The following is a 22,535-nucleotide window of genomic DNA, read 5'->3' as shown; positions in this document are numbered from 1 at the left end:
GAACCCCGCGCTCAGCCCTCGGCCTTGAGCCTCTTCGGATCAATGCCCAGAGTCTTGAACTTCCGGTAGAGGTGGGTCCGCTCCAGCCCGACGCGCTCCGCCAGGCGGGTCATGTTGCCCTCGCTGCGCTCGAGCTGGTGGATCAGGTACTGGCGTTCGAACTGCTCGCGGGCCTCGCGCAACGGGAGATCGGGGAACAGACCGGCCTCCTCCAGCTCGGCCTCCTGCAGCGTCTGTCCCGACAGTGTGCGTTCCACCTCCTCGCGGCTCACCTCGTCACCGGACCCGAGGATCATCAGCCGCTGCACGAAGTTGCGCAGTTCGCGGACGTTTCCCGGCCAGTGATAACGGCGCAGCTGCTCCAGCGCCCCCGGCTGGAAGCTGCGCACCGGCAGCCCTTCCTGCTGATGCAGCTGGACCATGTGGTAGTTGAGCAGCGCCGGGATGTCCTCGGGGTGCTCGCGCAGGGGCGGGATCTTCAGCGGCAACACGTTCAGGCGGTAGTACAGGTCCTCCCGGAACCCGCCCTGGGCGACGGCCTCACCGAGATCGACCTTGGTCGCGGCCACCACGCGGACATTCACGGTGATCGGCTGGGTGCCACCGATCCGGGTGATGCGCTGCGTGTCCAGCGCATGCAGAAGCCGGCCCTGCGTCTGCGGATCCATCTCCGCCACCTCGTCCAGAAAGAGCACCCCCCCGGCGGCCTGTTCCAGCAGCCCGAAGCGGACACGCTCCCCGTGCTCGGCGCCGAAGAGCTCGGCGACGGATTCCTCACCGGACAGCGACCCGACCGCGACCACGATGAAGGGGTTGTCGCGACGGGCACTGCGCCCGTGCAGGTAGCGCGCGAAGGTGTGCTTGCCCACACCGGCCTCGCCGGAGATCAGAACCCAGGTGTCGTGCTGCGCCATGCGCTGCACCTGGTCGCGCAGGCTGTTCATCACCGCGCTGTCGCCGACCGGTTCGGCGATCGCGGCGCCGAAGCGGCGGAGCCCCTGGTTCTCGCGCTGCAGCCGGTCCGACTCCAGCGCATTGCTCAGGGTGATCGTGAGCTTGTCGATGGACAGGGGCTTCTCGATGAAGTCGTAGGCACCGAGGCGGGTCGCATCGACTGCGGTCTCCACGTTGCCGTGACCGGAGATCATCACTACCGGGAACGGCAGCCCGTCCTCGTCGCTCCACTCCTTCAGCAGGCTGATCCCGTCCCCGTCCGGCATCCAGACGTCGAGCAGCACCAGGTCGGGACGCCGGGCGCGCCGGGCCGCCTTGGCCTCGGCCACCGAGCCGGCGAGCGCCACCTCGTAGCCCTCGTCCTCCAGCACATCGCGCAGCAGCATGCGGATGTCCGGCTCATCGTCCACCACCAGTACGTACGCTACGCTCATTCCCGTTCGTCTCCGACGTCGCCTTCGTCACCGCCATGATCGACCGGAATCCGGATCACGAACACGGCGCCGCCGACGGACCGATTATGGCATTCAATCATGCCCCCGTGCTCCTCGACGATCTTCTGCGCCACCGCCAGACCCAGCCCGGTGCCCCGCGGCTTGTCCGTGGTGTAGGGCTCGAAGATGCGTTCAAGGAACTCCGGTCGGATGCCGGGCCCGTTGTCCGCCACCCGCAGTTCAACCCGTCGGCCATTGTCGTCGTCGAGACTGCGGGTCGCGACCTGGACCTCGCCCGCGGGCTGCTGCGCCACGGCCTCCATCGCGTTCTTGATCAGGTTGTGCAGCAGCTGCCGCAGCCGGCCGGCGTCCGCCCGGATCGCGGGCAGCCCCGGCTCCAGGTCGAGCACGATGCGCGCGTGCTCCACCCCCCCGTAGAGCTCACAGACGTCGCGCAACAGATCGTTCAGATCCAGGGGCACCAGCGCGAGCCGCGGCGCCTGGGCATAGTCGCGGAAGGCGTTGACCAGGGTCTTCATCGCCTCCACCTGCTGGACGATGGTCTGCGTCGCCCGATCCAGCACCTCGCGGTCGGAGCCCTGCAGGGTCTTGCCCAAGCGCCGCGAGAGCCGTTCGGCGGAGAGCTGGATCGGCGTCAGCGGGTTCTTGATCTCGTGCGCGAGCCGCCTTGCCACCTCGCCCCAGGCGGCATCGCGCTGGGCGCGCAGGAATTCGGTCATGTCATCGAAGACGATGGCGTGCAGCCCGCGGTTGTTGCCGAGATTCGGCAACCACACGGCCCGGGTCATCAGCACCTTGCGCCCGGTGCGCGTGAACACCACGACCTCGCGCGACCACTCTTCCTCGCGGCGGGTCAGCGCGTCGCTGATCGCGTCGAAGAACTGGGCCACCAGCGGACACTCGCCGTCGTACTCGGACAAGAAGCGGTTGTGCCCGGCCCACAGGTCGCACTCGAGGATCTGGCAGGCGGCCCCGTTGGCGGTGCGCAGGCGCAGGCTGCCATCGAGTGCCAGCACCCCGGAGCGCAGGTGCTGCAGCACGCTCTCGAGGTAGGCGCGCTCTGCATCGAGGAGCCGGCGGTTGCGCTCCGCCTCCTGACGCGCCTCGCTCAGCGTGCGCGTCATCGCGTTGAACGAGCGCACCAGGAAACCGAGTTCGTCGTCCCGGCTGACCGCGAGCCGGGTGCTGTAGTCGCCCGACGCCACCAGCCGGGTGCCCTCGGCCAGGTCCGTCACCGGGCGCACCAGCCGGCGGGCGACGAGCAGTCCCGCCCAGAGCGCCGCCATCAGCGAGATGGCCAGCGCGAGGGACATCGTGAAGATGAAGCCCTGCTTGATCGGCCCGCGCAAGTACGCGAACTCCCGGTAATCGACAAAGGCGTCCTGCACCCGCACTGCCAGCGCGCTCATGCGCGGGTCCACGGGGTAGATGCCCTGAAGGATGCGACTGTCGGCGCCCGGCCGGCGCTCGCTGGCGGCCGCAACCACCCGGATCACGAGACTTCCGTCCGCCTGCGGTTCGAGCCGGGTGAAGGGCTGTCCGGGGCTCATGCGCAGCAGCACGTCGGACCCTGGAGGCGAGGGCAGCCGTCGGATCGGACTGTCGGTGCTGGAGGCGATGATCCGGTTGTTCGCGCCGACCAGGGTCAGTTCCTGGGCGTCCATCTGGGCGCGGAGATCGTTCAGGGCCAGCGGCACCAGGGTCTCGGACACATCCTGCAGCTGCCCCATGATCTCCTGCGTCTCCCGCGCCAGCTGCCGGACACGCAGATCCAGCGACGAGCGGGACAGTTCCAGTGCGTCCTCCAGCGCCCCCTCGACCCGCACGTCGAACCATGAATCCACGCCCTCGTTCAGGAACTTGAAGGAGAAGTAGTAGACCACCGTCACCGGCAGCACCGCGACCAGCATGAAACCGGCCACCAGCCGCAGCGTCAGGCGGCTCCCGGGCGCGCCGTCCCGGTACTGCACGATCAGGCGCGAGAACTGGTAGATGATCCGGATCCCGAGCGCCACCAGGACCAGGCCGTGAAAGGCCAGCAGCCACAGGAAGAGCTGCTCGAACCGCGCGGAATTCTGGGCCGCGTCGCCCATCAGGACCAGCGAGGCCAGCAGCAGCAGGAACAGCAGGACCATGCCCAGCAGGCCCCAGGGAAAACGTCTCAGTCCAAGGACCACCGATACCACCCCAGTCGCGTCACGTAGGCGCTGCGCAGTCGCGCATCCCATTGCAGAGGCAGCGGCAGGGCCGAGTGATCCACCTGGATCCGCGTTGCCAGCTGGTAGTCGCGCCCGGGGCGCAGCGAATCCCGGTCCACTTCCAGCACCATCCGCCCGAGGCGCCGGGCCAGGATCTCCAGCGCATCACCGAGAGTCGGCGCGAGATCGGTCTGCTGGCGTTCGTGATCCGTGACCACGTAGTGGCGACTCAGTTCGTAGTATTCGATACGCACCGAGCGGGTCTGCGCCGTCAGGATGCGCTCGCCGATGAGCCAGCGCGGGTACTCGAGGCGGGCCTCGGAGATGAAATCCACGCGCACCCCGTTCTCGAGCGCGTCGAGCACCACCCCGGGAAGCTCCATGTCCAGGTACATGCGCACCAGCAGCCGGTCGTGGTCCTGCCAGACGTGATCGGCCTGCCGGATCTCGGTCGCCATCGTCACCAAGGGTACCAGCAGCATCCAGACGAGCAGTCCCGCGAGCCAGCGCCGCACCCGGTCAGCCCCTGTGTTCCAGCAGTGCATAGTAGAAGCCGTCCATGTCCAGGGTGCCCAGCGCAATGGCCCGTCCCACCTCGCGGTCGATCCCGCCCGGGAAGCCCGGATCGCGGATCCGCGCCTCCGGATTGTCCCCGAGCCAGGCGGCCACCACCGCCTCGTTCTCCGCGCGAAGCAGCGAACAGGTGGCATACAGCAGGCGCCCGCCGGGCCGCAGCAGACTCCACGCGGCAGTCAGCAGTTCCCGCTGGCGCACAGCCAGGTCGGGGATGTCGCCCTGGCGCCGGAGCAGCTTGATGTCCGGGTGCCTGCGGATCACGCCGGTTGCCGAGCATGGGACGTCGAGCAGGATCGCATCAAAGGGCCTCCCGTCCCACCACGTCTCCGGATTGGACAGATCGCCAACCGCCAGGCGGGCATGGTAATGCAGCCGGTGCAGGTTTTCCCGGACCCGTCCGAGGCGGCCGCCATCCACGTCCAGTGCGAGCAGATCCAGCTCGCCGCCCGCGCACTCGAGCAGGTGGCCCGTCTTGCCTCCGGGCGCCGCGCAGGCGTCCAGCACCCGATCTCCGGGCTGCGGCGCCAGCAGCAGGGCCGCCCACTGGGCCGCCCCATCCTGCACCGAAACCAGCCCTTCGGCGAATCCCGGCAGATCCTGCACATCCGCCGCTGCGGCCAGCGTCAGCGCGGAGGGCACCAGCGGGTGTTGCTCAGCGGCGCCGCCCCACTCCTCCAGCCGCGCCGCCAGATCCTCCCGGGAGCCCCGGGCCAGGTTGACGCGGAGGGTCATCGGGGCCGGCTGGGTGGAGGCCTGCAGCACCGACTCCCACTGGTCGGGGAAGGCGTCCCGGATGCCCTGGATCAGCCACGACGGACACGCATAACGCGTCGCCGGATCACGGTCCATCACTGCCGCCAGCTGCTCGCGTTCGCGCAGCGCTCGCCGCAGCAGTGCGTTCACCAGGCCGACGGCACCCGGACGCTGCACGGTCCGGGCCAGCTCTGCCGTCTCCCGCACCGCCGCGTGATCCGGCGTGCCGAAGTGAAAGATCTCGGCCAGACCCTGGCAGAGCAGGACACGGATCACCGCGTCACGCGGCTTCAGCGGCCTGTCGAGCATCCCGTCCACCATGGCCTCGAGGCGGATGTACCAGCGCATCGCCGCATAGGCCAGCGCCCGGCTCCAGGCGGCCTCGCGCGGCGGCAGATCGCGGGTCTCCGCGGCCAGCGCCGCGGTCAGCGACTCCCCCTTCAGCCTCACCCGACTCAGAGCCGAGAGGCACTGCCGGCGCGGTATCCAGCCGGTCTGCCCGGCGGTCATCCATCGCCCCCGAGGCGCCGGCCGGGAAGGGCCTCGCCGCGGGCCCAGGCGCTCGCGGGGATCGGCCTGCGCCCCGGGAGCTGCACCGTCCGCAGGCGCAACAGGCCAGCGCCCGTCGCCACGTCGACGCCGTCGGGCCCGGTCGCGACCACCGTGCCCGGGGGCGCTGGAGTCCCTTCGGCCGGCTCCGGCACGTCTGCCCGATGGATGCGCAGTACGCGGTCACCCAGACGCGTCTGCGCGACCGGCCAGGGCTGGAAGGCACGCACGCGGCGGGCGATCCGGACCGCCGGCTCGCTCCAGTCCACCCAGGCCTCCGATTTTTCGACCTTGCGAGCGTAACGCACCCCGGATTCCGGCTGCGGCGACGGCTGCAGGCTGCCATCGAGAATCGCGTCCAGACGTTCCACCAGCAGTGCCGCGCCCATCCCCGCAAGACGCTCGGTCACCTCGGAGGCGATCATGCGGTCATCCAGGGGCAGGCGCTCACAGGCGTAGACCGGACCGGTGTCCAGGCCCGCCTCCATATGCATCAGGCAGACTCCGGTCTGCCGGTCCCCCGCCAGGATCGCGCGCTGCACCGGGGCGGCGCCGCGCCAGCGCGGCAGCAGCGAGGCGTGGATGTTCAGGCACCCGAAAGAGGGGATCGACAGCACCGCGGGCGGCAGGATCAGCCCGTACGCGGCAACGATCAGGATGTCCGGTTGCAGCTGCCGCAGTTCCCCGTGGGCCTCGTCGGACTGCAGCGATGCCGGCTGCAGCACCGGGACTCCCGCCGCCTGCGCGATCCGTTTCACCGGACTCGGGCTCAGCCTGCGGCCCCGCCCGGCGGGGCGATCCGGCTGCGTGTACACCCCGACGGGTGTCCGCCCCGACGCAATCAGGGCCGCCAGCGCGGGAACCGCGAATTCCGGAGTCCCGGCGTAGACGATGCGCCGGTCCGCGGCCATCAACGGCCGGCGACGGAGCCGGCCACGGCCGGGCTCGCGGACGGCGCCCTGGCCGCCTGCTTCTCCAGCTTCTTGCGGATGCGATTGCGCTTCAGGGTGGAGAGATAATCGACGAAGAGCTTGCCGTCGAGGTGGTCGATCTCGTGCTGGATGCAGACCGCGAGCAGGCCGTCGACGTCCATCTCGAAGGACTGGCCGTCCCGGTTCTGCGCCCGCACGCGGATGCGCTCGGCCCGGCGTACGGTCTCGTAGAAGCCGGGAACGGAGAGGCAGCCCTCGTCCATCTCCTCCTCCCCCTCGCGGCTGACGATCTCCGGGTTGATCAGGCAGTGGGGCTCGGCCTGGTCCTCCGACACGTCCGCGACCAGGATCCTCTTCTGCACGTTGATCTGCGTGGCGGCAAGGCCGATGCCCGGGGCCGTGTACATGGTCTCGAACATGTCGTCGACCAGTTGCCGCACGGAATCGTCCACCTGGTCCACCGGATGCGCGCGCAGGCGCAGCCGCGGGTCCGGAAAGTGAAGGATTTCTCTAAGTGCCATCGATAAGACCTCGATCTTTTTGTACTGTGCCGGCAACGTTTTTCTGCTAACTTCTAAAGATGTTGACGATAGACGCCGATCCAGGGAATGAAGATCGGCCGCGGATCGCGTGATCGTCCCTTCCCACCGGCCCTCGCCCGCCGGCGGGAGCGGGAATCGAGTGCGCTGGGCGCGATCTTCAGGTTGACGGGGCGCCGTACCGCCGCGGGACCTGTTTTGCAGTATATTGGGTCAGCGGTGCATTTTACGATAGAACCGCAAACTGGCGCGGACACTGCCGTGCAGAGGTCCGGTCGGGGAATCAGACAGCGGCGGCCGGCAGGAATTCGCCCGGCATCGCGAGCGGTGACGGCGAGAGAACGCGCCGGGCGGACGTCGCGGGGACATGAACAGGGGGAAAACGATGTTCGATGCAAGGGCTGCAGCACGCGTGCGCCAGACGGCCGTTGTTGTCCTGTTGGCGCTGGGGCTGGTCGCCTGTGCGACCGCTCCCGAACCCGCAGTGCCGGAACCGGAGCCGGCTCCCGAGCCGATGACGGCACCCGAGCCGGAACCCGCACCGGAACCGGTGCTGCGACCGACAGCGCCGGAGCGGTACGTGGTCCAGGAGGGCGATACGCTGTGGAGCATCGCCAACGTCTTCCTGCGCGATCCCTGGTACTGGTCGGAGATCTGGCTGGTCAATCCCGAGGTGCGCAACCCGCACCTTATCTATCCCGGTGACGTGCTGAGCATCCACTTCATCGATGACCGGCCGCGCGTGATGGTGGACGCCGGTCCGCGCACGCGCATCGAGGAACTCGCGGAGAAGCCCTTCCCGATCGCCGCGCTGCAGCCGTTCATGTTCCGCGCCCGCGTGGTCGACGAGGAGACGCTGGAGCAGGCTCCCCACATCGTGGCCGCCCGGGACGAGCGGGTGCTCTTCGGCCCCGGCGACGAGGTCTACGTGCGCAACGCCCCGGACGCCGAGAAGTACGACCTCTATCAGCTGGTCCGCAGGGACCGGATGCTGGTGGACCCCGAGACCGGCGAGGAACTGGGGGTGGCAATCATCCCCGTCGGCCAGGCCGAGATCGTCCGTGGCGGCGAGATCGCGACCGCGCTGATCAGCGCCGGCGAACGCGAGGCGCTGCGCGGCGACCGCCTGATCGGCTTCGACGAGGACCCGGATCTGCTGTTCGACATCAGCAACCCGCCGCCGGGGCTCGAGGGCGAGGTGATCCTGCTGTTCGACGCGATCACCCAGATCGGCAGGTACCAGGCCGCGGTGATCAACCGGGGTGAGCGCGAAGGCGTCCGGGACGGCCAGGTCTTCGCGGTGTGGGCAGCGGGACGTACCGCCGTCGATCCCGTCAGCGAGGGACGCAACGACGTCGTGCAGCTGCCCGAGGAGAAGGTCGGTACGCTGATGGTGTTCCGGACCTTCGAGAAGGTGGCCTATGGCCTGGTGATCGAGTCGATGCGGCCCATCCGTGAAGGGTTCAAGACCCGACACCCCTGATCCGGCAAACGAGGCGCCGAGGGAACGGCTGCGTGACTGGCTCCGCCTGCTGCACACCCCGGGACTCGGCCCACGGCGTGTCGCCCGCCTGCTGGAGGCCTTCGGAACCCCTGCCGCGGCACTGCAGGCCGACGCCCGGGCCTGGGCCGCGGCCGGCGCCGGCGGCAGCCCGTGCGAGGGCGGCGACGTCGCGGTCCGCGAGGCCGGGGTCGACGCCGACCTGGAGTGGCTGGAGAGCGACCCCCGGCACTTCATCCTGACCCGGGACGACCCGGATTACCCGCCCCTGCTGGCCCAGCTGCCCGATCCGCCGCCGGCCCTGTACCTGGTCGGGGATCCCGCGATGCTGCGGCGGCCGCAGATCGCGATCGTGGGCAGCCGCGAGGCGACACCCCAGGGGCTGCGCATCGCCGAACGCTTCGCCCGATCGCTCGCCTCCGCGGGTCTGACCGTGACCAGCGGCCTCGCCCGCGGTATCGACGCGGCTGCCCACCGGGGCGCACTGTCCGGACCGGGGGGAAGCACCGTGGCCGTGGTGGCCACCGGTCCCGATCGGGTCTATCCGTCGGCACACCGCCGCCTTGCGCACCGGGTCGCGGACCAGGGCCTGATGGTTGCCCTCTGGCCGACCGGCACCGCGGCACGCTCCGGCCACTTCCCCCAGCGCAACCGGGTGATCAGCGGACTGGCCCTCGGCACCCTGGTGGTTGAGGCCGCGCTGCGCAGCGGCTCCCTGATCACCGCGCGTCTCGCCGCCGAACAGGGGCGTTCGGTCTATGCGGTACCGGGATCGATCCTGAGCCCGCTGAGCCGGGGCTGCCACCGGCTGATCCAGGAGGGGGCGCAGCTGGTGGAATCGCCTGACGACATCCTGGAGGATCTCGCCGAGTGGCTCGGCGTGGGCGGACGCTCAAGCGATCCGGCACCGCCGCCCGACGATGCCGCCAGCCTCGATCCCGAGCACGAGCGGGTACTGACACTGATGGGATTCGATCCCGTGAGCCTCGAGGAATTGCTGCAGCGCACCGGATTGACCGTGGAGACGCTTTCCTCCATTCTGGTTTTGATGGAACTCAACGGCCGCGTGGCCTCACTCAGCCACGGGCGCTACCAGCGCCTCGATGCAGGAACGCACACGACATGAAAGAAGACGTGCTGGACGTGCTGATGTACCTGTTCGATCACTACATGGACGACGACTCGGACAGCGAACCGGATCGGCAGGACCTTCAGGCACGCCTGCACGAGGCGGGCTTCCCCTCTGCCGAGATCGACCAGGCGCTGGGATGGCTGGACCGTCTGGTCAGCGAGGAGCCGGTGCCCGAGCGCCTCGGGTCCGAGGCGGCGCAGCGAGTGTATACCTTCGAGGAGCAGCATCGGCTGAACCTCGAGGCCCGGGGCTTCCTGGTGTTCCTGGAGCAGAACGGGTTGCTCACCACCGGGACCCGGGAGCTGGTGATCGACCGCGTGATGGAACTCGATGCCGACGAGATCGATCTGCATCAGCTGAAATGGGTCGTGCTGATGGTGCTGTTCAACCAGCCCGACGACAACATCGCCTACTCGCGTCTCGAGGAGGTGGTGATGGCCGAGAGCGTACCCGCGCTGACCGAATACCTTCACTGAAAGACCCTTAACGCAGCCCTGCGTCCGCCGCCTTCCCGAGCCGACACGCCGCCTGCGGCCTGGCCGTGCGGATTTCCGCGGCTCCGCGCGGACGCATCCTCCTGGAACCCGGGCGCAGACGGAGTGGTCCCGAGCGACATGAGCAACAACCTCGTCATTGTGGAATCGCCTGCAAAGGCCAAGACCATCGGCAAGTACCTCGGGCCGGAGTTCACCGTGCTCGCGTCCTACGGACACGTGCGGGACCTGGTCCCGAAGGAGGGCGCGGTGGACCCGGATGCCGGGTTCCGGATGAATTACGAGGTGATCGAGCGCAACGAGCGGCAGGTCCAGTCGATCGCCCGCGCCCTGAAGGCGGCGGACACGCTGATCCTCGCAACCGACCCCGACCGCGAGGGGGAGGCCATCTCCTGGCACCTGCTGGAGATCCTCCGCGAGCGCGGCCTGCTCGGCGATCGGCCAGTGAAGCGCGTGGTCTTCCACGAGATCACCCAGCGCGCGATCCGGGACGCGGTCGCGCATCCGCGCAGCCTGTCCCGCGACCTGATCAACGCCCAGCAGGCACGGCGCGCGCTGGACTATCTGGTCGGGTTCAACCTGTCGCCCCTGCTCTGGCGCAAGATCAAGCGGGGACTGTCGGCGGGACGGGTGCAGAGCCCGGCACTGCGGATGATCTGCGAGCGCGAGGACGAGATCGAGCGCTTCGTCGCACGGGAATACTGGACCATCGACGCGCAGGTGCGGCGCAAGGACCAGGCCTTCACCGCGCGGCTCACCTATCTCGACGGACGCAGGCTCGACCAGTTCGATCTGAACTCCGACACGCTGGCGCATGACGCCCGGAACCGGCTGCTGCAGGCGGCGGACGGTCGCCTGCGCGTCGATTCCGTGGAGAAGAAACAGCGCAAGCGCAACCCGGCCGCCCCCTTCACCACGTCGACGCTCCAGCAGGAGGCCTCGCGCAAGCTCGGCTTCACCGCCAGCCGCACGATGCGCGTCGCCCAGCAGCTCTACGAGGGCATCGACCTCGGCAGCGGCGCGATCGGCCTGATCACCTACATGCGTACCGACTCGGTGACCCTCGCCGGCGAGGCGATCGCCGAGATCCGGGGCCTGATCGAGGAGCGCTACGGCGCGGACAACCTCCCGTCGAGCCCGCGCCAGTACAAGACCAAGTCGAAGAACGCGCAGGAAGCGCACGAGGCGATCCGCCCGACCTCGGTGCGGCGGCTCCCGGACGAGATCCGCGACCGCATGAGTTCGGACCAGGCCCGTCTCTACGAGCTGGTCTGGAAACGCACCGTCGCCTGCCAGATGGTCCACGCGACCTTCGACACCGTCGCGGCCGACCTCGTGCCGGGCGACAGCTCCCACCGCTTCCGCGCCACCGGTTCCACCCTGCGTCACGCCGGCTTCATCGCCGTCTACCAGGAGGGCCGCGACGAGGCCAGCCGGGATGACGAGGAACGGCGCCTGCCGGAGCTGGCCGAGGGCATGGTCGTGGACCTGCTCGACATCGACGCGGAACAGCACTTCACGGAACCGCCGCCGCGCTACACCGAGGCCAGCCTGGTCAAGACGCTGGAGGAATACGGCATCGGCCGGCCGTCGACCTATGCCAGCATCATCTCGACGCTGCAGTCGCGCGAATACGTGGAGATGGACGGCAAGCGCTTCCTGCCCACCGACATCGGACGGATCGTGAACGCCTTCCTGACCCAGCACTTCACCCGCTACGTCGACTACGACTTCACCGCGAAGCTGGAGGACGAGCTGGACGAGATCGCCCGCGGGGAGAAGGAGTGGATCCCGGTCCTCGAGCGCTTCTGGACCGACTTCCGCGAGCAGGTCGAGGACAAGGCGGCAAGCGTGAGCCGCGCCGAGGCGGTGCAGTCGCGCGATCTGGGCACCGACCCGAAGAGCGGGCGGCCGGTGAGCGTGCGCCTGGGCCGGTTCGGCCCGATCGTGCAGATCGGCACCAAGGACGACGAGGAAAAACCGCGGTTCGCGGGGCTTCTGCCCGGGCAGAAGATGGACCAGGTCACGCTGGAGGAGGCCCTCGCGCTGTTCAGGCTGCCGAGGGACCTGGGAGAGACCGGAGAGGGTGAGCCGGTGCAGGTGAACGTCGGCCGCTTCGGCCCGTATGTGAAGTACGGCCGGAAGTTCGCCTCGCTGGGGCCCGACGACGACGTCTGGACCATCGAGCTGCCGCGGGCACTGGAGATCATTGCCGAGAAGAAGGCCCTGGATGCCCAGAAGCACATCCGGTCCTTCCCGGAGGAAGGAATCGAGGTCCTCAACGGCCGCTACGGGCCCTACATCACCGATGGCAGCAAGAACGCGAAGATCCCGAAGGACCGGGAACCGGCCAGCCTGACGCTGGAGGAGTGCCGGGAGCTGCTGGCCGCGGCCCCGGAGCGACGCGGCCGGCGCGGCGGCAAGGCGGCAAAGGCATCGGCGAAGAGCACGCCCCGGAAGGAGGCGGCGGCCGGGAAGCCCAACGGCACGAAGAAGCCCACCGCATCCCGCTCCGCAACCGCGAAGGCGGCCACCGGCGGGAAGAAACGGGCGGCGGCGAAGAAGCCGGCCGCGTCCAAGCCGGCCAAGGGCTCGAAACGCGACACCGGCGGATCCGGCCGTACGGGTTCCCGGCCGGGCGCGCCAGGCGGAACCTGACGCGCCCGCGGCCGCACCGACCGTCACGGATCCGATGCCTGTTCCCGCCGGAGACGCACGCGAGACCCGGGTCTCTGCAGACATCGAGGCGATCGCGACCGTGGTGCGCAACGGGGGGGTGATCGCCTACCCCACCGAGGCGGTGTTCGGACTTGGTTGCCGGCCTGCGGATGCCGCCGCCTTCGAACGCCTGCTGGAGATCAAGAACCGCGACGTGGGCAAGGGCGTGATCGTGATCACCGACGACCTCTCGCGCGTGGCCCACTGGCTGGAGCCCGTGCCGGAGGCGATGCAGGCGATGGCCGAGGCCTCCTGGCCCGGCCCGCACACCTGGCTCTGGCCGGCCCGCCCGGCCTGTCCGGACTGGCTGCGCGGCCGCCACACCCGGCTTGCGGTCCGGGTGACCGCCCACGCCTCGGTGCGCGCCCTGTGCTCCGCGGCCGGCTCGGCCCTGGTCTCCACCAGCGCGAACCGGTCGGGCGCACCGCCCTGCCGCGACACCGAATGCGTCCGGCGGCACTTCGAGGGACGCGTGGACGGCATTCTCGACCGGCCGTGCGGCGAGGCGGAGAGGCCGAGCAGCATCCGCGATATGGTGACCGGCGCCTGGATCCGGGGCGGCCCGGTGGCGCGCTAGGGAAGCGCTGAATGGAGCCATCCCGGCCTTCCCAGCGCACGCGGCGCTGCACAGCCGGTTTGCAGCCTGGCTTAGAATCAATCACCCGCGGTGGTCGATTCTGCGGGCACTTGCCTGTGCCGCAGGGAGGAAACTGGCCATGAACGAAGACTTTCGCATCGAACCCGTGCTGGACTATCTCGAGGCCCTGCAGGACCGGATCTGCTCCGGCCTCGAGTCTCTCGATGGCGGCGCCCGCTTCCGCGAAGATGCCTGGACCCGCGAGGCGGGTGGCGGCGGGCGTTCGCGGGTGCTGCGCAACGGGACCGTCTTCGAGCAGGCCGGCGTCAACTTTTCGCACGTAATGGGCTCGGGCCTGCCGGCCTCGGCCACCGCCCATCGGCCCGAGCTGGCCGGTCGCTCGTTTCAGGCGGCCGGCGTGTCCCTGGTGATCCATCCGCTGAACCCCTACGTGCCGACCTCGCACGCGAACGTCCGGGTCTTCGTCGCGGAGCGGGAAGCCGAGCCGCCGATCTGGTGGTTCGGTGGCGGCTTCGACCTGACGCCCTACTATGGCTTCGACGAGGACTGCGTGCACTGGCACCGGACCGCCGAGACCGCCTGCCGGCCGTTCGGCCCGGACCTCTATGCGCGGCACAAGCGGTGGTGCGACGAATACTTCTTCCTGAAGCACCGGAACGAGACGCGCGGCATTGGCGGGCTGTTCTTCGATGACCTGAACGACGGCGGCTTCGATCGCTGCTTCGGTTACATGCGCAGTGTCGCCGAGCACTACCTGGAGGCCTATGGCCCGATCGTGCAGAGGCGCAGGGGTACGCCCTATGGCGAACGCGAGCGGGAGTTCCAGCTCTACCGCCGCGGGCGTTACGTGGAGTTCAATCTGGTCTACGACCGGGGTACCCTGTTCGGACTGCAATCCGGGGGCCGCACCGAGTCCATCCTGATGTCACTGCCGCCGCTGGTGCGCTGGGAATACAACTGGCACCCGGCGCCCGGCTCCCCCGAGGCGCGACTGTACGAGCGCTACCTGAAACCCCGCGACTGGATCAACGAAGAGCCCGGATCATGAGCGATACCACCGGCAGCTTTCCCGCGGCGCGTCCCCGGCGCCTGCGCCGCGATGCCTTCTCCCGGCGCCTGGTGCGCGAGCATCGACTGACCGCCGACGACCTGATCTACCCGGTCTTCGTCCGCGAGGGAGAGGGACGGCGCGAGCCGGTGGCCTCGATGCCCGGGGTGGAACGGATGAGCATCGACGAGCTGCTGCACGTGGCGCAGGCCTGCGTGGAGCTGGGCATCCCGGCCCTGGCGCTGTTTCCGGTCGTGCCCCCCGAGAAGAAGAGCCTGGACGCCGCCGAGGCCTGGAACCCGGAGGGACTTGCGCAGCGCGCGGTGCGCGCGCTGAAGGCGGCCCTCCCCGAACTCGGCGTGATCACCGACGTCGCGCTCGATCCGTTCACCACGCACGGCCAGGACGGGATCGTTGACGACGAGGGGTACGTGATGAACGACGTCACCGTCGAGGCCCTGGTGCGCCAGGCACGCTCCCACGCCGAGGCGGGTGCCGACGTGGTCGCGCCCTCCGACATGATGGACGGACGCATCGGCGCGATCCGGCAGGCACTGGAGACGGACGGCCACGTTCACGCGCGCATCCTTGCCTATTCCGCGAAGTACGCATCGAGCTTCTACGGCCCGTTCCGGGATGCGGTGGGCTCGGCGGGCAATCTCGGACGGGGCGGCAAGGAGACCTACCAGATGGACCCGGCCAATGGCGACGAGGCCCTGCACGAGGTGGCGCTCGACCTGGCCGAGGGCGCCGACATGGTGATGATCAAGCCGGGGATGCCCTACCTCGACGTGGTGCGCCGGGTGAAGGACCGGTTCCGGCGCCCGACCTTCGTCTACCAGGTATCGGGCGAATACGCGATGCTGAAGGCCGCGGCACAGAACGGCTGGATCGCCGAGCGGGCCTGCGTGCTCGAGGCCCTGACCGGGATGAAGCGGGCCGGAGCGGACGGCATTCTCACCTACTACGCGCTCACCGCCGCCACCTGGTTGCGGGAGGACGCGATCCCGTGAAACCGGACCGCTACGCGGTGGTCGGCAATCCGATCGGTCACTCCCTGTCGCCGAGGATCCACGCGCTGTTCGCCGCGCAGACGAACCAGTCCATGATCTACGAGGCCCGTCTGGGACGTCCGGGGCATTTCGCGGAGGACGTGCGCGACTGGTTCCGGACCGGCCTGCGCGGCCTGAACGTCACCGTGCCGTTCAAGGAAGAGGCCTTCCGCCTGGTCGAGCGCCGCACCGCGAGGGCGCAGAGCGCCGGGGCCGTGAACACCGTCTGGGCCGAAGCCGACGGCACCCTCACCGGGGACAATACCGACGGGACGGGGTTCCTGCGCGACCTCGGCATACGCCTGGGCCTGGAGCTCGCCGACCGGAAGATCCTGATCCTCGGGGCCGGCGGGGCCACCCGTGGGCTGCTGGAGCCGTTGCTGGGGGAGGCGCCCGCCCGGCTGGTCGTCGCGAACCGGACCCCGGAGCGCGCCGTTGCGCTGGTGGAGTCCTTCGCGCAACTGGCGGGTACCACGCGCCTCGAGTCCAGCGGCCTCGACACCATTCCGGACGGTCCCTACGACCTCCTGATCAATGCCACCGCCGCCGGGCTGGGAGAGCAGGGCCTGAAGCTGCCGCCCGGACTGCTGGCCGAAACCAGTCTTGCCTATGACCTGGTCTACGGGTCGGCGTCGCGCCCGTTTCTGGACTGGGCCCGGAGACAGGGCGCCGGACGCGTCACTGACGGTCTCGGGATGCTCGTGGAGCAGGCCGCCGAATCCTTCGCGGCCTGGCGCGGGGTCAGACCGGACACCACGCCGGTTCTGCGGGAGCTTCGGGAGACGCTCGCCACCGCGTGAACGGCTTCAGGTTTCGTTCAACTCGCCGATCTAGACTAGGCTTCTGATTGGAAACACCGCGGTTCCGAGGACAACACCATGCACAAACCCCTGCTCCTGGCCTTCGTCGGACTGCTCGCCTTCCTGACGGGCTGCACCGCAATGGATCCCTACACCCGGGAGGAGCGCACGTCGCGAACCGCCACCGGGGCGGGCATCGGCGCCCTCGCCGGCGCCATCGTCGGCAGCGTGACCTCCAGCCGCAACCGCACCGAGCGGGCAATGGTCGGGGCGGGCATCGGCGCCCTCGCGGGGGGCGCGATCGGCAACTACATGGACCGGCAGGAGGTCGAGATCCGGCAGCAGCTGGAGGGGTCGGGCGTCAGCGTGACCCGGGTGGGCAACAACCTGGTGCTGAACATGCCCGGTCACATCACCTTCGACGTGGACCGCACCGAGATCAAGCCGGAGTTCGATCCGGTTCTGGACTCCGTCGTGCTGGTGCTGAACAAGTACGATCAGACCGGCATCGAGATCGCCGGTCACACCGACAGCACCGGCAGTGTCGAATACAACATGAGCCTGTCGGAACGACGCGCCGAGAGTGTCGGACGGGCACTGCGCAACCGGGGCGTGAATCCCGTACGCATCGGCACCATCGGCTTTGGTCCCCACCAGCCGGTCGCGACCAACGCAAGCTCCGCGGGCCGGACCCTGAACCGCCGGGTGGAACTCACGCTGTTCCCGCTGACCGCCGGCTAATCCCCAAGCCCCCCATAGGAGCGAACCTCGCTCGCGAACGCGCCACGGGTGCGCCTGACGCCGTGGGCGCCGTCCCTGACGGCCACTCGCGTGCAGGCACGCTCCTACAGGGAGGCATCCCCACGCGGATCGGCACCTCCAGCCAGACCCCGCCCCCGTAGAACGGGCCACAGGCGCGCCACAGCAGCCGCGACGGCTTTTGCGTTAAGCTTGAAACCTGACCCGAACACCGGCCCGAGATGACCGCGCGCGCGCGACTTGCCGAGTATGCCCGGCTGATCCGCCTGGATCGCCCGGTGGGCATCTACCTGCTGCTCTGGCCCACGCTCTGGGCCCTGTGGATCGCGGCCGATGGCATGCCTCCGCTGCATATCGTGCTGATATTCGCGGTGGGCGTCACCCTGATGCGGTCGGCGGGCTGCGCGATCAACGACTTCGCCGACCGGCACATCGACCCCCACGTCGAACGTACCCGGTCGCGCCCGCTTGCGCAGGGCAGCATCGAGCCCTGGGAGGCGGTGGCCGTCTTCCTGACGCTGTCCGCCCTCGCCTTCGCGCTGGTGCTCCTCACCAACCCGCTGACCGTCGCCTATGCGCTGGTTGCGGTGGTGCTCGCGGCGACCTACCCCTTCACGAAGCGCTTTCACAGCCTGCCGCAGGTGCACCTCGGCGCCGCCTTCGCCTGGGCCGTGCCGATGGCCTTCACCGCGGTGACCAACGAGGCCCCGCCGCCCATCGCCTGGCTGCTGTTCGTCACCACGCTGACCTGGACGGTGGTCTACGACACCTTCTACGGCATGGTGGACCGCGAGTACGACCTGGCCATCGGCGTGCGTTCGACCGCGATCCTGTTCGGCGAACAGGACCGGCTGATCACCGGCATCCTCCAGGTGCTGGTCTGGTTCGGTCTCTTTCTGGTGGGGCAGCAGGCGGGCTTCGGCGGCATCTACCTGGGCGCGCTGGTCGTCGTGGCGATGCTGATGTTCTACCAGCAGTTCCTGATCTTCGACCGCGAACCCGAGGCCTGCTTCCGCGCCTTCCGCAACAACCACCACCTCGGCCTGGTGGTACTGGTGGGCATGGTCGCCGACACCCTGCTACTCGGCTGATGGCACTGCGCCCCGCCCTCCAGGCGGATTGAGCGGAAGCAGCGTGACCCGAGCGCCCGCTGGCGGGTGTCGGCAGCATGGATGCTGCCGTCAAGCCTACAGGGATGTATTTACGGCGTCCCGCCAGCGGGCGCTCGGGTCATGCTGCGTGAAGACTGGGGGCCTTCCGGACTGCGCTCGAAGCCCCGCGCCCCGACCGCGTGCGTTCCCTCAAGCCCGAGCGAGAGCCACGGCGGTGACGCGGGTCGCGCCGGCGCGGCGAACGGCATCCGCGAGTTCGTTCAGCGTCGTGCCGGTGGTCATCACGTCGTCGAGCAGCAGGATCCGCTCGCCCGAGAGGTCCGCCGACACTGCAAAGGCGCCGCGCAGGTTGGCCCGGCGGGCGCGGCGGCTGAGGCCCTGCTGGCTGGGGGTGGAGCGCACGCGGGTGACGCTCCGGGTGTCGACAAACAGGCCGCGCCGCCGACACAGCACCCGGGCCAGTTCCTCGGCCTGGTTGAAGCCGCGGCGGACCAGACGTCCTTCGTGCAGCGGGACCGGGATCACGCGATCGACCGCGCCGGTGGCGGTCTCCGGAAGGTGCCCGGCCAGCAGTGACCCGAGCGGCCGCGCCAGCTGCGGGCGGCCACCGCCCTTGTAGGCGAGCAGCAGGTGGCTCAGCGGCCACGCGTAGACGAAGGGCGTCGAGACCGCATCGAGTGCGGGCGGGCTGCGCTGGCACGACGGACAGCCACCCGTGAACGGCAGCGGCTCCGCGCAGGTCGGGCAGGACGGTCCGGGACGGGCGAGATCGGATACGCAGCCAGCGCAGAGCCCGGCGGGCGCAGGATCCAGGCACAGCGCGCAGCGCCCGGGATAGAGGCCTTCCAGCAGGCTCGCGCCCCACGACTGCAGGAACCGTCCCCAGTGTCCGGAAGCGGGACTGGGGGATTCTGGGTGGCGATCGGGCACGGTGCTAGACTTGGGGTTTTTGCAGTGGGGCCTTGATGGCAACCAAGACCGTCCCGGGAAATTCCTGCCGCCGCGCCGCCTCGACCTTCGACTGGGGGAACCTCATCGCCGTCTCCCTGGCGGGCATACCGCTGTTCCTGGTGAGCGGCGAGGTCGGCATCGCCACCATCATCGCCGCGATCATGGGAATCGTACCACTGATCTTCTGGTTCGGAGCGTCGATGATGGTCTATGCAATGTGTCGCCATCATCCCGATGACCGGGTCGGCCGGTTCACGCAGTGGGCCGCCTACCGCTATTACGCACTGATGGGGTCGCTGATCGTGGTGGCCACCTTCTTTCCACCGGACCTTGCCTACTATCGTGCCTACTGGGTGGTGGCCGCCCTGATCCTGATCCCCTGGACGATCCTGGCGCTGATCCGCATCCGCCGGGAGCGCTGGCACGACGTCCAGGTCGAGGTCGACTCCGAGGAACATCATCAATGACACCGATTCGTCACGACTGGACCCGGGAGGAGGTCGAGGCCCTGCTCGACCTCCCGTTCAGCGATCTGATCTTCAGCGCGCAGCAGGTCCACCGCGAACACTTCGACCCCAACCGGGTGCAGGTCAGCACGCTTCTGTCGATCAAGACCGGGGCCTGCCCGGAGGACTGCGGCTACTGCCCCCAGAGCGCCCATCACCAGGTCGACCTGGAACGCGAGCGCCTGCTCCAGCTGGAGGAGGTGGAGCAGGCCGCGCGGAGCGCCCGGGAGCACGGGGCGACGCGGTTCTGCATGGGGGCCGCGTGGCGCAACCCCACCGACCGCAACCTCGGCCGCGTGATCGAGATGGTGCGCGCCGTTCGCGACCAGGGACTGGAGACCTGCATGACGCTGGGGATGCTGACCCCGCAGCAGGCCCGGCGTCTGGCCGAGGCGGGCCTGGACTACTACAACCACAATCTCGACACCTCGCCCGAGTACTACGGGGAGGTGATCAGCACGCGCACCTACCAGGAGCGCCTCGACACCCTCGAGCACGTGCGCGAGGCGGGGCTGAGCGTCTGCACCGGCGGCATCCTGGGCATGGGCGAGTCGCGCCGGGACCGCGCCGGCCTGCTGCAGCAGCTGGCCTGCCTGCCCCGGCACCCGGAATCCGTGCCGATCAACCAGCTGGTGCAGGTGGAGGGCACGCCGTTGCACGGGACCGAGGCCCTGGATCCGTTCGAGTTCGTCCGCACCATCGCGGTGGCCCGTATCCTGATGCCGGAGTCGCACGTGCGCCTGTCCGCGGGCCGCACGGACATGAGCGACGAGATGCAGGCCCTGTGCTTCCTGGCGGGAGCCAACTCCATCTTTCACGGGGAACGGCTGCTCACCACGCCGAACCCGGAAACCAGCCGCGACCGCCGGCTGTTCGAACGGCTGGGAATTCAGCCCGAGACGGCGCATGAGTCCGCGGCCGGGACCCAGCCGCAGGGCGAACAGGCGGCCCCCGTGCAGCACGGCTGACCCGTCACATTCCGCGCATGCAGGTCTATTGAGGTGTCGATCGAACAGCGGCTCCGCGAGCGCCTCGGCGCGGCTCGTGCGGCGGGCCGGTGGCGCGCGCCGCGCACCCTGGAGGGACCGCAGTCGCCGGAACAGGTGATCGACGGACGCCGGGTGGTGGCGTTCTGCTCCAACGACTACCTGGGCCTGGCGGCCGACCCGAGGGTCGCCGCCGCGGCGCGCACGGCGCTTGAGCGCTACGGCATGGGGGCGGGCGCGGCCCATCTGGTCAACGGCCACACCCGGGCCCACGCGGGACTCGAAGAGGATCTGGCCGAATTCACCGGCCGCGAACGGGCGCTGCTGTTCTCGACCGGATACATGGCCAATCTCGGCGTGCTTCAGGCCCTGCTGGGGCGTCACGATACCGTGCTGGAAGACCGCCTGAACCATGCCTCGCTGCTCGATGCCAGCCGCCTGGCCGGCTGCCGGACACGACGCTACCGGCACGGTGACGCGGAGCACGCGGCGGCACTGCTGGAGGCGACCCCGGTGCAGCACTCCCGGCTGATCGTCACCGATGGCGTCTTCTCCATGGATGGCGATCCCGCGCCACTGCCCGCGCTGGCTGCGCTCGCACAACGGCACGGGGCGTGGCTGATGGCGGACGACGCGCACGGTCTCGGTGTGCTCGGCGACCACGGTGGCGGCAGCTGCGAGCACTTCCGCCTCAGCCCCGCGGAGGTCCCGGTGCTGATGGGCACGCTGGGCAAGGCCCTGGGCACCGCGGGCGCGTTCGTCGCCGGCAGCCGCACGCTGATCGAGGCCCTGACCCAGTTCTCGAGGACCTACGTCTATACCACGGCGATGCCCGCGGCAGTCGCGGCCGCGACCCGGGAATCGCTCGCGCTCGCGCGGCGGGAATCCTGGCGCCGGGATCATCTGCGCGGCCTGATGCGCCGCCTGCGGCAGGGGCTGGCGCAGCTCGGAGTCGCCGCTCCGGAGGGCATCAGCCCGATCCAGCCGGTGATCCTCGGTCCCTCGGGCCTGGCAACCGCGATGGCCGATGCACTGCTCGAGCGGGGGCTGCTGGTCCCGGCGATCCGGCCGCCGACGGTGCCGGAAGGCAGCGCGCGCCTGCGCATCACGCTGTCGGCCGCTCACACCGAAACGCAGGTGGACCGGCTGCTCGACGCAATCGACCGGTTGCTCCCGCAGGATCGCGCGGCACCTCCGGGGGCCTGCTGAGGTCCTATTTGCCAAGAGGCGGAGTTCGGTGCCCGTGAAGCACAGCCATCTGGTGCCGAACCTTCCGCATGGCCCACTATGGGGCAGGGACGCCCGTCGATCTTTCTACCCGGAGTCTTCGCAATGTCGGCAAAGATCATCACCATCATCGTCACCAAGGGTTCGCTGGACTGGGCCTACCCGCCCCTGATCCTCGCATCGACCGCGACCGCCCTCGGTTACGAGTGCCGGATGTTCTTCACCTTCTACGGGCTCCAGCTGCTGAAGCGCAATCTGCGCCTGCAGGCGAGTCCGCTCGGCAACCCCGCCCTCGGGTCGCGGGTCCCGGTGCTCATTCAGACCCTGCCGGGAATGCAGGCCATCTTCACCCGCAAGATGCGGGAGAAGCTGCACGCGAAGGGTGTCGCCGACATCGAGGAGCTGCGGCAGCTGTGCCTGGACGCCGATGTGAAGATGTATGCCTGCCAGATGACCGCGGAGCTGCACAGCTTCAGCAAGAAGGACTTCATCCCCGGCGTGGAGTACGCCGGCGCCGCCACCTTCTTCCAGTCCGCCGGCGAATCCGACATCTGCCTGTTCACCTGAAGGCCACCGCCCTGCAACCGCCCCGGCGCCTGTAGGGTGGGCCAAGCGCAGCAGGCCCACCGCTCTGGCCGCCGGGGCCTGTAGGGTGGGCCAAGCGCAGCGGGCCCCCCCCGCGGGCCCCCCGCGCC

21 protein-coding genes are annotated in these 22,535 nt (G+C 69.4%); 14 read left to right on the top strand and 7 right to left on the bottom strand.

What is annotated here, in order from left to right:
- Positions 1 to 11 precede the first annotated feature (11 nt).
- The 6 genes from ACESMN_RS04345 to def are packed head-to-tail and all read right to left on the bottom strand — an operon-like array spanning position 12 to position 6,938.
- Positions 12 to 1,388 (bottom strand): sigma-54-dependent transcriptional regulator, encoded by a 1,377-nt coding sequence (locus tag ACESMN_RS04345; protein WP_373052362.1) that lies wholly within the window; start codon positions 1,386 to 1,388, stop codon positions 12 to 14.
- Entirely contained in the window at positions 1,385 to 3,544 is a 2,160-nt protein-coding gene (locus ACESMN_RS04340; protein ID WP_373052390.1) for an ATP-binding protein, read from the bottom strand. Before ACESMN_RS04340 ends, ACESMN_RS04345 begins: the two co-directional genes overlap by 4 nt.
- A 26-nt stretch (positions 3,545 to 3,570) precedes the next feature.
- Positions 3,571 to 4,122, bottom strand: coding sequence for a DUF4390 domain-containing protein (locus ACESMN_RS04335; RefSeq protein ID WP_373052361.1), 552 nt, complete (start codon positions 4,120 to 4,122; stop codon positions 3,571 to 3,573).
- Between the two features lie 4 nt (positions 4,123 to 4,126).
- Positions 4,127 to 5,446: a 16S rRNA (cytosine(967)-C(5))-methyltransferase RsmB gene (rsmB, locus tag ACESMN_RS04330; RefSeq protein WP_373052360.1), complete on the bottom strand. Its 1,320-nt coding sequence runs from the start codon at positions 5,444 to 5,446 to the stop codon at positions 4,127 to 4,129.
- The gene (fmt, locus tag ACESMN_RS04325; protein WP_373052359.1) at positions 5,443 to 6,396 is read right to left on the bottom strand and encodes a methionyl-tRNA formyltransferase; all 954 of its coding nucleotides are present in this window, start codon (positions 6,394 to 6,396) and stop codon (positions 5,443 to 5,445) included. Before fmt ends, rsmB begins: the two co-directional genes overlap by 4 nt.
- The gene (gene def, locus ACESMN_RS04320) at positions 6,396 to 6,938 is read right to left on the bottom strand and encodes a peptide deformylase (protein ID WP_373052358.1); all 543 of its coding nucleotides are present in this window, start codon (positions 6,936 to 6,938) and stop codon (positions 6,396 to 6,398) included. Before def ends, fmt begins: the two co-directional genes overlap by 1 nt.
- 403 nt (positions 6,939 to 7,341) lie before the next feature.
- Between def and ACESMN_RS04315 the strand changes: the two genes are divergently transcribed.
- From ACESMN_RS04315 to ubiA, 10 genes are all read left to right on the top strand, one after another.
- Complete coding sequence (locus tag ACESMN_RS04315; RefSeq protein ID WP_373052357.1) at positions 7,342 to 8,439, top strand: LysM peptidoglycan-binding domain-containing protein; 1,098 nt, start codon at positions 7,342 to 7,344, stop codon at positions 8,437 to 8,439.
- 28 nt (positions 8,440 to 8,467) lie between these two features.
- On the top strand, positions 8,468 to 9,583 hold the full coding sequence (gene dprA, locus ACESMN_RS04310) for a DNA-processing protein DprA (RefSeq protein ID WP_373052389.1): 1,116 nt from the start codon (positions 8,468 to 8,470) through the stop codon (positions 9,581 to 9,583).
- Positions 9,580 to 10,065: a DUF494 family protein gene (locus tag ACESMN_RS04305; RefSeq protein ID WP_373052356.1), complete on the top strand. Its 486-nt coding sequence runs from the start codon at positions 9,580 to 9,582 to the stop codon at positions 10,063 to 10,065. Before dprA ends, ACESMN_RS04305 begins: the two co-directional genes overlap by 4 nt.
- Before the next feature lie 138 nt (positions 10,066 to 10,203).
- Positions 10,204 to 12,741, top strand: a complete 2,538-nt coding sequence (locus ACESMN_RS04300; RefSeq protein WP_373052355.1) for a DNA topoisomerase I — start codon at positions 10,204 to 10,206, stop codon at positions 12,739 to 12,741.
- 34 nt (positions 12,742 to 12,775) lie between these two features.
- Positions 12,776 to 13,378, top strand: a complete 603-nt coding sequence (locus tag ACESMN_RS04295) for an L-threonylcarbamoyladenylate synthase (RefSeq protein ID WP_373052354.1) — start codon at positions 12,776 to 12,778, stop codon at positions 13,376 to 13,378.
- A gap of 139 nt (positions 13,379 to 13,517) precedes the next feature.
- The gene (hemF, locus tag ACESMN_RS04290; protein ID WP_373052353.1) at positions 13,518 to 14,447 is read left to right on the top strand and encodes an oxygen-dependent coproporphyrinogen oxidase; all 930 of its coding nucleotides are present in this window, start codon (positions 13,518 to 13,520) and stop codon (positions 14,445 to 14,447) included.
- Positions 14,444 to 15,460: a porphobilinogen synthase gene (hemB, locus tag ACESMN_RS04285; RefSeq protein ID WP_373052352.1), complete on the top strand. Its 1,017-nt coding sequence runs from the start codon at positions 14,444 to 14,446 to the stop codon at positions 15,458 to 15,460. Before hemF ends, hemB begins: the two co-directional genes overlap by 4 nt.
- Entirely contained in the window at positions 15,457 to 16,299 is an 843-nt protein-coding gene (gene aroE / locus ACESMN_RS04280) for a shikimate dehydrogenase (RefSeq protein WP_373052351.1), read from the top strand. Before hemB ends, aroE begins: the two co-directional genes overlap by 4 nt.
- A gap of 78 nt (positions 16,300 to 16,377) precedes the next feature.
- Positions 16,378 to 17,040: an OmpA family protein gene (locus ACESMN_RS04275; protein ID WP_373052350.1), complete on the top strand. Its 663-nt coding sequence runs from the start codon at positions 16,378 to 16,380 to the stop codon at positions 17,038 to 17,040.
- Between the two features lie 239 nt (positions 17,041 to 17,279).
- A complete protein-coding gene (gene ubiA / locus ACESMN_RS04270) occupies positions 17,280 to 18,149 on the top strand; it encodes a 4-hydroxybenzoate octaprenyltransferase (protein WP_373052349.1) in 870 nt (289 codons plus the stop codon).
- 210 nt (positions 18,150 to 18,359) lie between these two features.
- On the opposite strand, the gene ACESMN_RS04265 is transcribed toward ubiA, so the two are convergent.
- The gene (locus ACESMN_RS04265; RefSeq protein WP_373052348.1) at positions 18,360 to 19,100 is read right to left on the bottom strand and encodes a ComF family protein; all 741 of its coding nucleotides are present in this window, start codon (positions 19,098 to 19,100) and stop codon (positions 18,360 to 18,362) included.
- 35 nt (positions 19,101 to 19,135) lie between these two features.
- Here ACESMN_RS04265 and ACESMN_RS04260 point away from each other — a divergent pair, with 35 nt between their 5' ends.
- From ACESMN_RS04260 to dsrE2, 4 genes are all read left to right on the top strand, one after another.
- Positions 19,136 to 19,588 carry a hypothetical protein gene (locus tag ACESMN_RS04260; protein ID WP_373052347.1) on the top strand — a complete coding sequence of 151 codons (453 nt, stop codon included), beginning with the start codon at positions 19,136 to 19,138 and terminating at the stop codon, positions 19,586 to 19,588.
- On the top strand, positions 19,585 to 20,595 hold the full coding sequence (bioB, locus tag ACESMN_RS04255) for a biotin synthase BioB (protein WP_373052346.1): 1,011 nt from the start codon (positions 19,585 to 19,587) through the stop codon (positions 20,593 to 20,595). Before ACESMN_RS04260 ends, bioB begins: the two co-directional genes overlap by 4 nt.
- 27 nt (positions 20,596 to 20,622) lie before the next feature.
- A complete protein-coding gene (gene bioF / locus ACESMN_RS04250; RefSeq protein ID WP_373052388.1) occupies positions 20,623 to 21,822 on the top strand; it encodes an 8-amino-7-oxononanoate synthase in 1,200 nt (399 codons plus the stop codon).
- Between the two features lie 123 nt (positions 21,823 to 21,945).
- The gene (dsrE2, locus tag ACESMN_RS04245) at positions 21,946 to 22,407 is read left to right on the top strand and encodes a sulfur carrier protein DsrE2 (protein ID WP_373052345.1); all 462 of its coding nucleotides are present in this window, start codon (positions 21,946 to 21,948) and stop codon (positions 22,405 to 22,407) included.
- Positions 22,408 to 22,535: the final 128 nt, after the last annotated feature.

The organism is Thioalkalivibrio sp. (assembly GCF_041690275.1).
In the GTDB taxonomy this organism is placed as follows: Bacteria; Pseudomonadota; Gammaproteobacteria; order Ectothiorhodospirales; family Ectothiorhodospiraceae; genus Thioalkalivibrio.
This window is presented reverse-complemented; position numbering and strand designations above follow the sequence as displayed.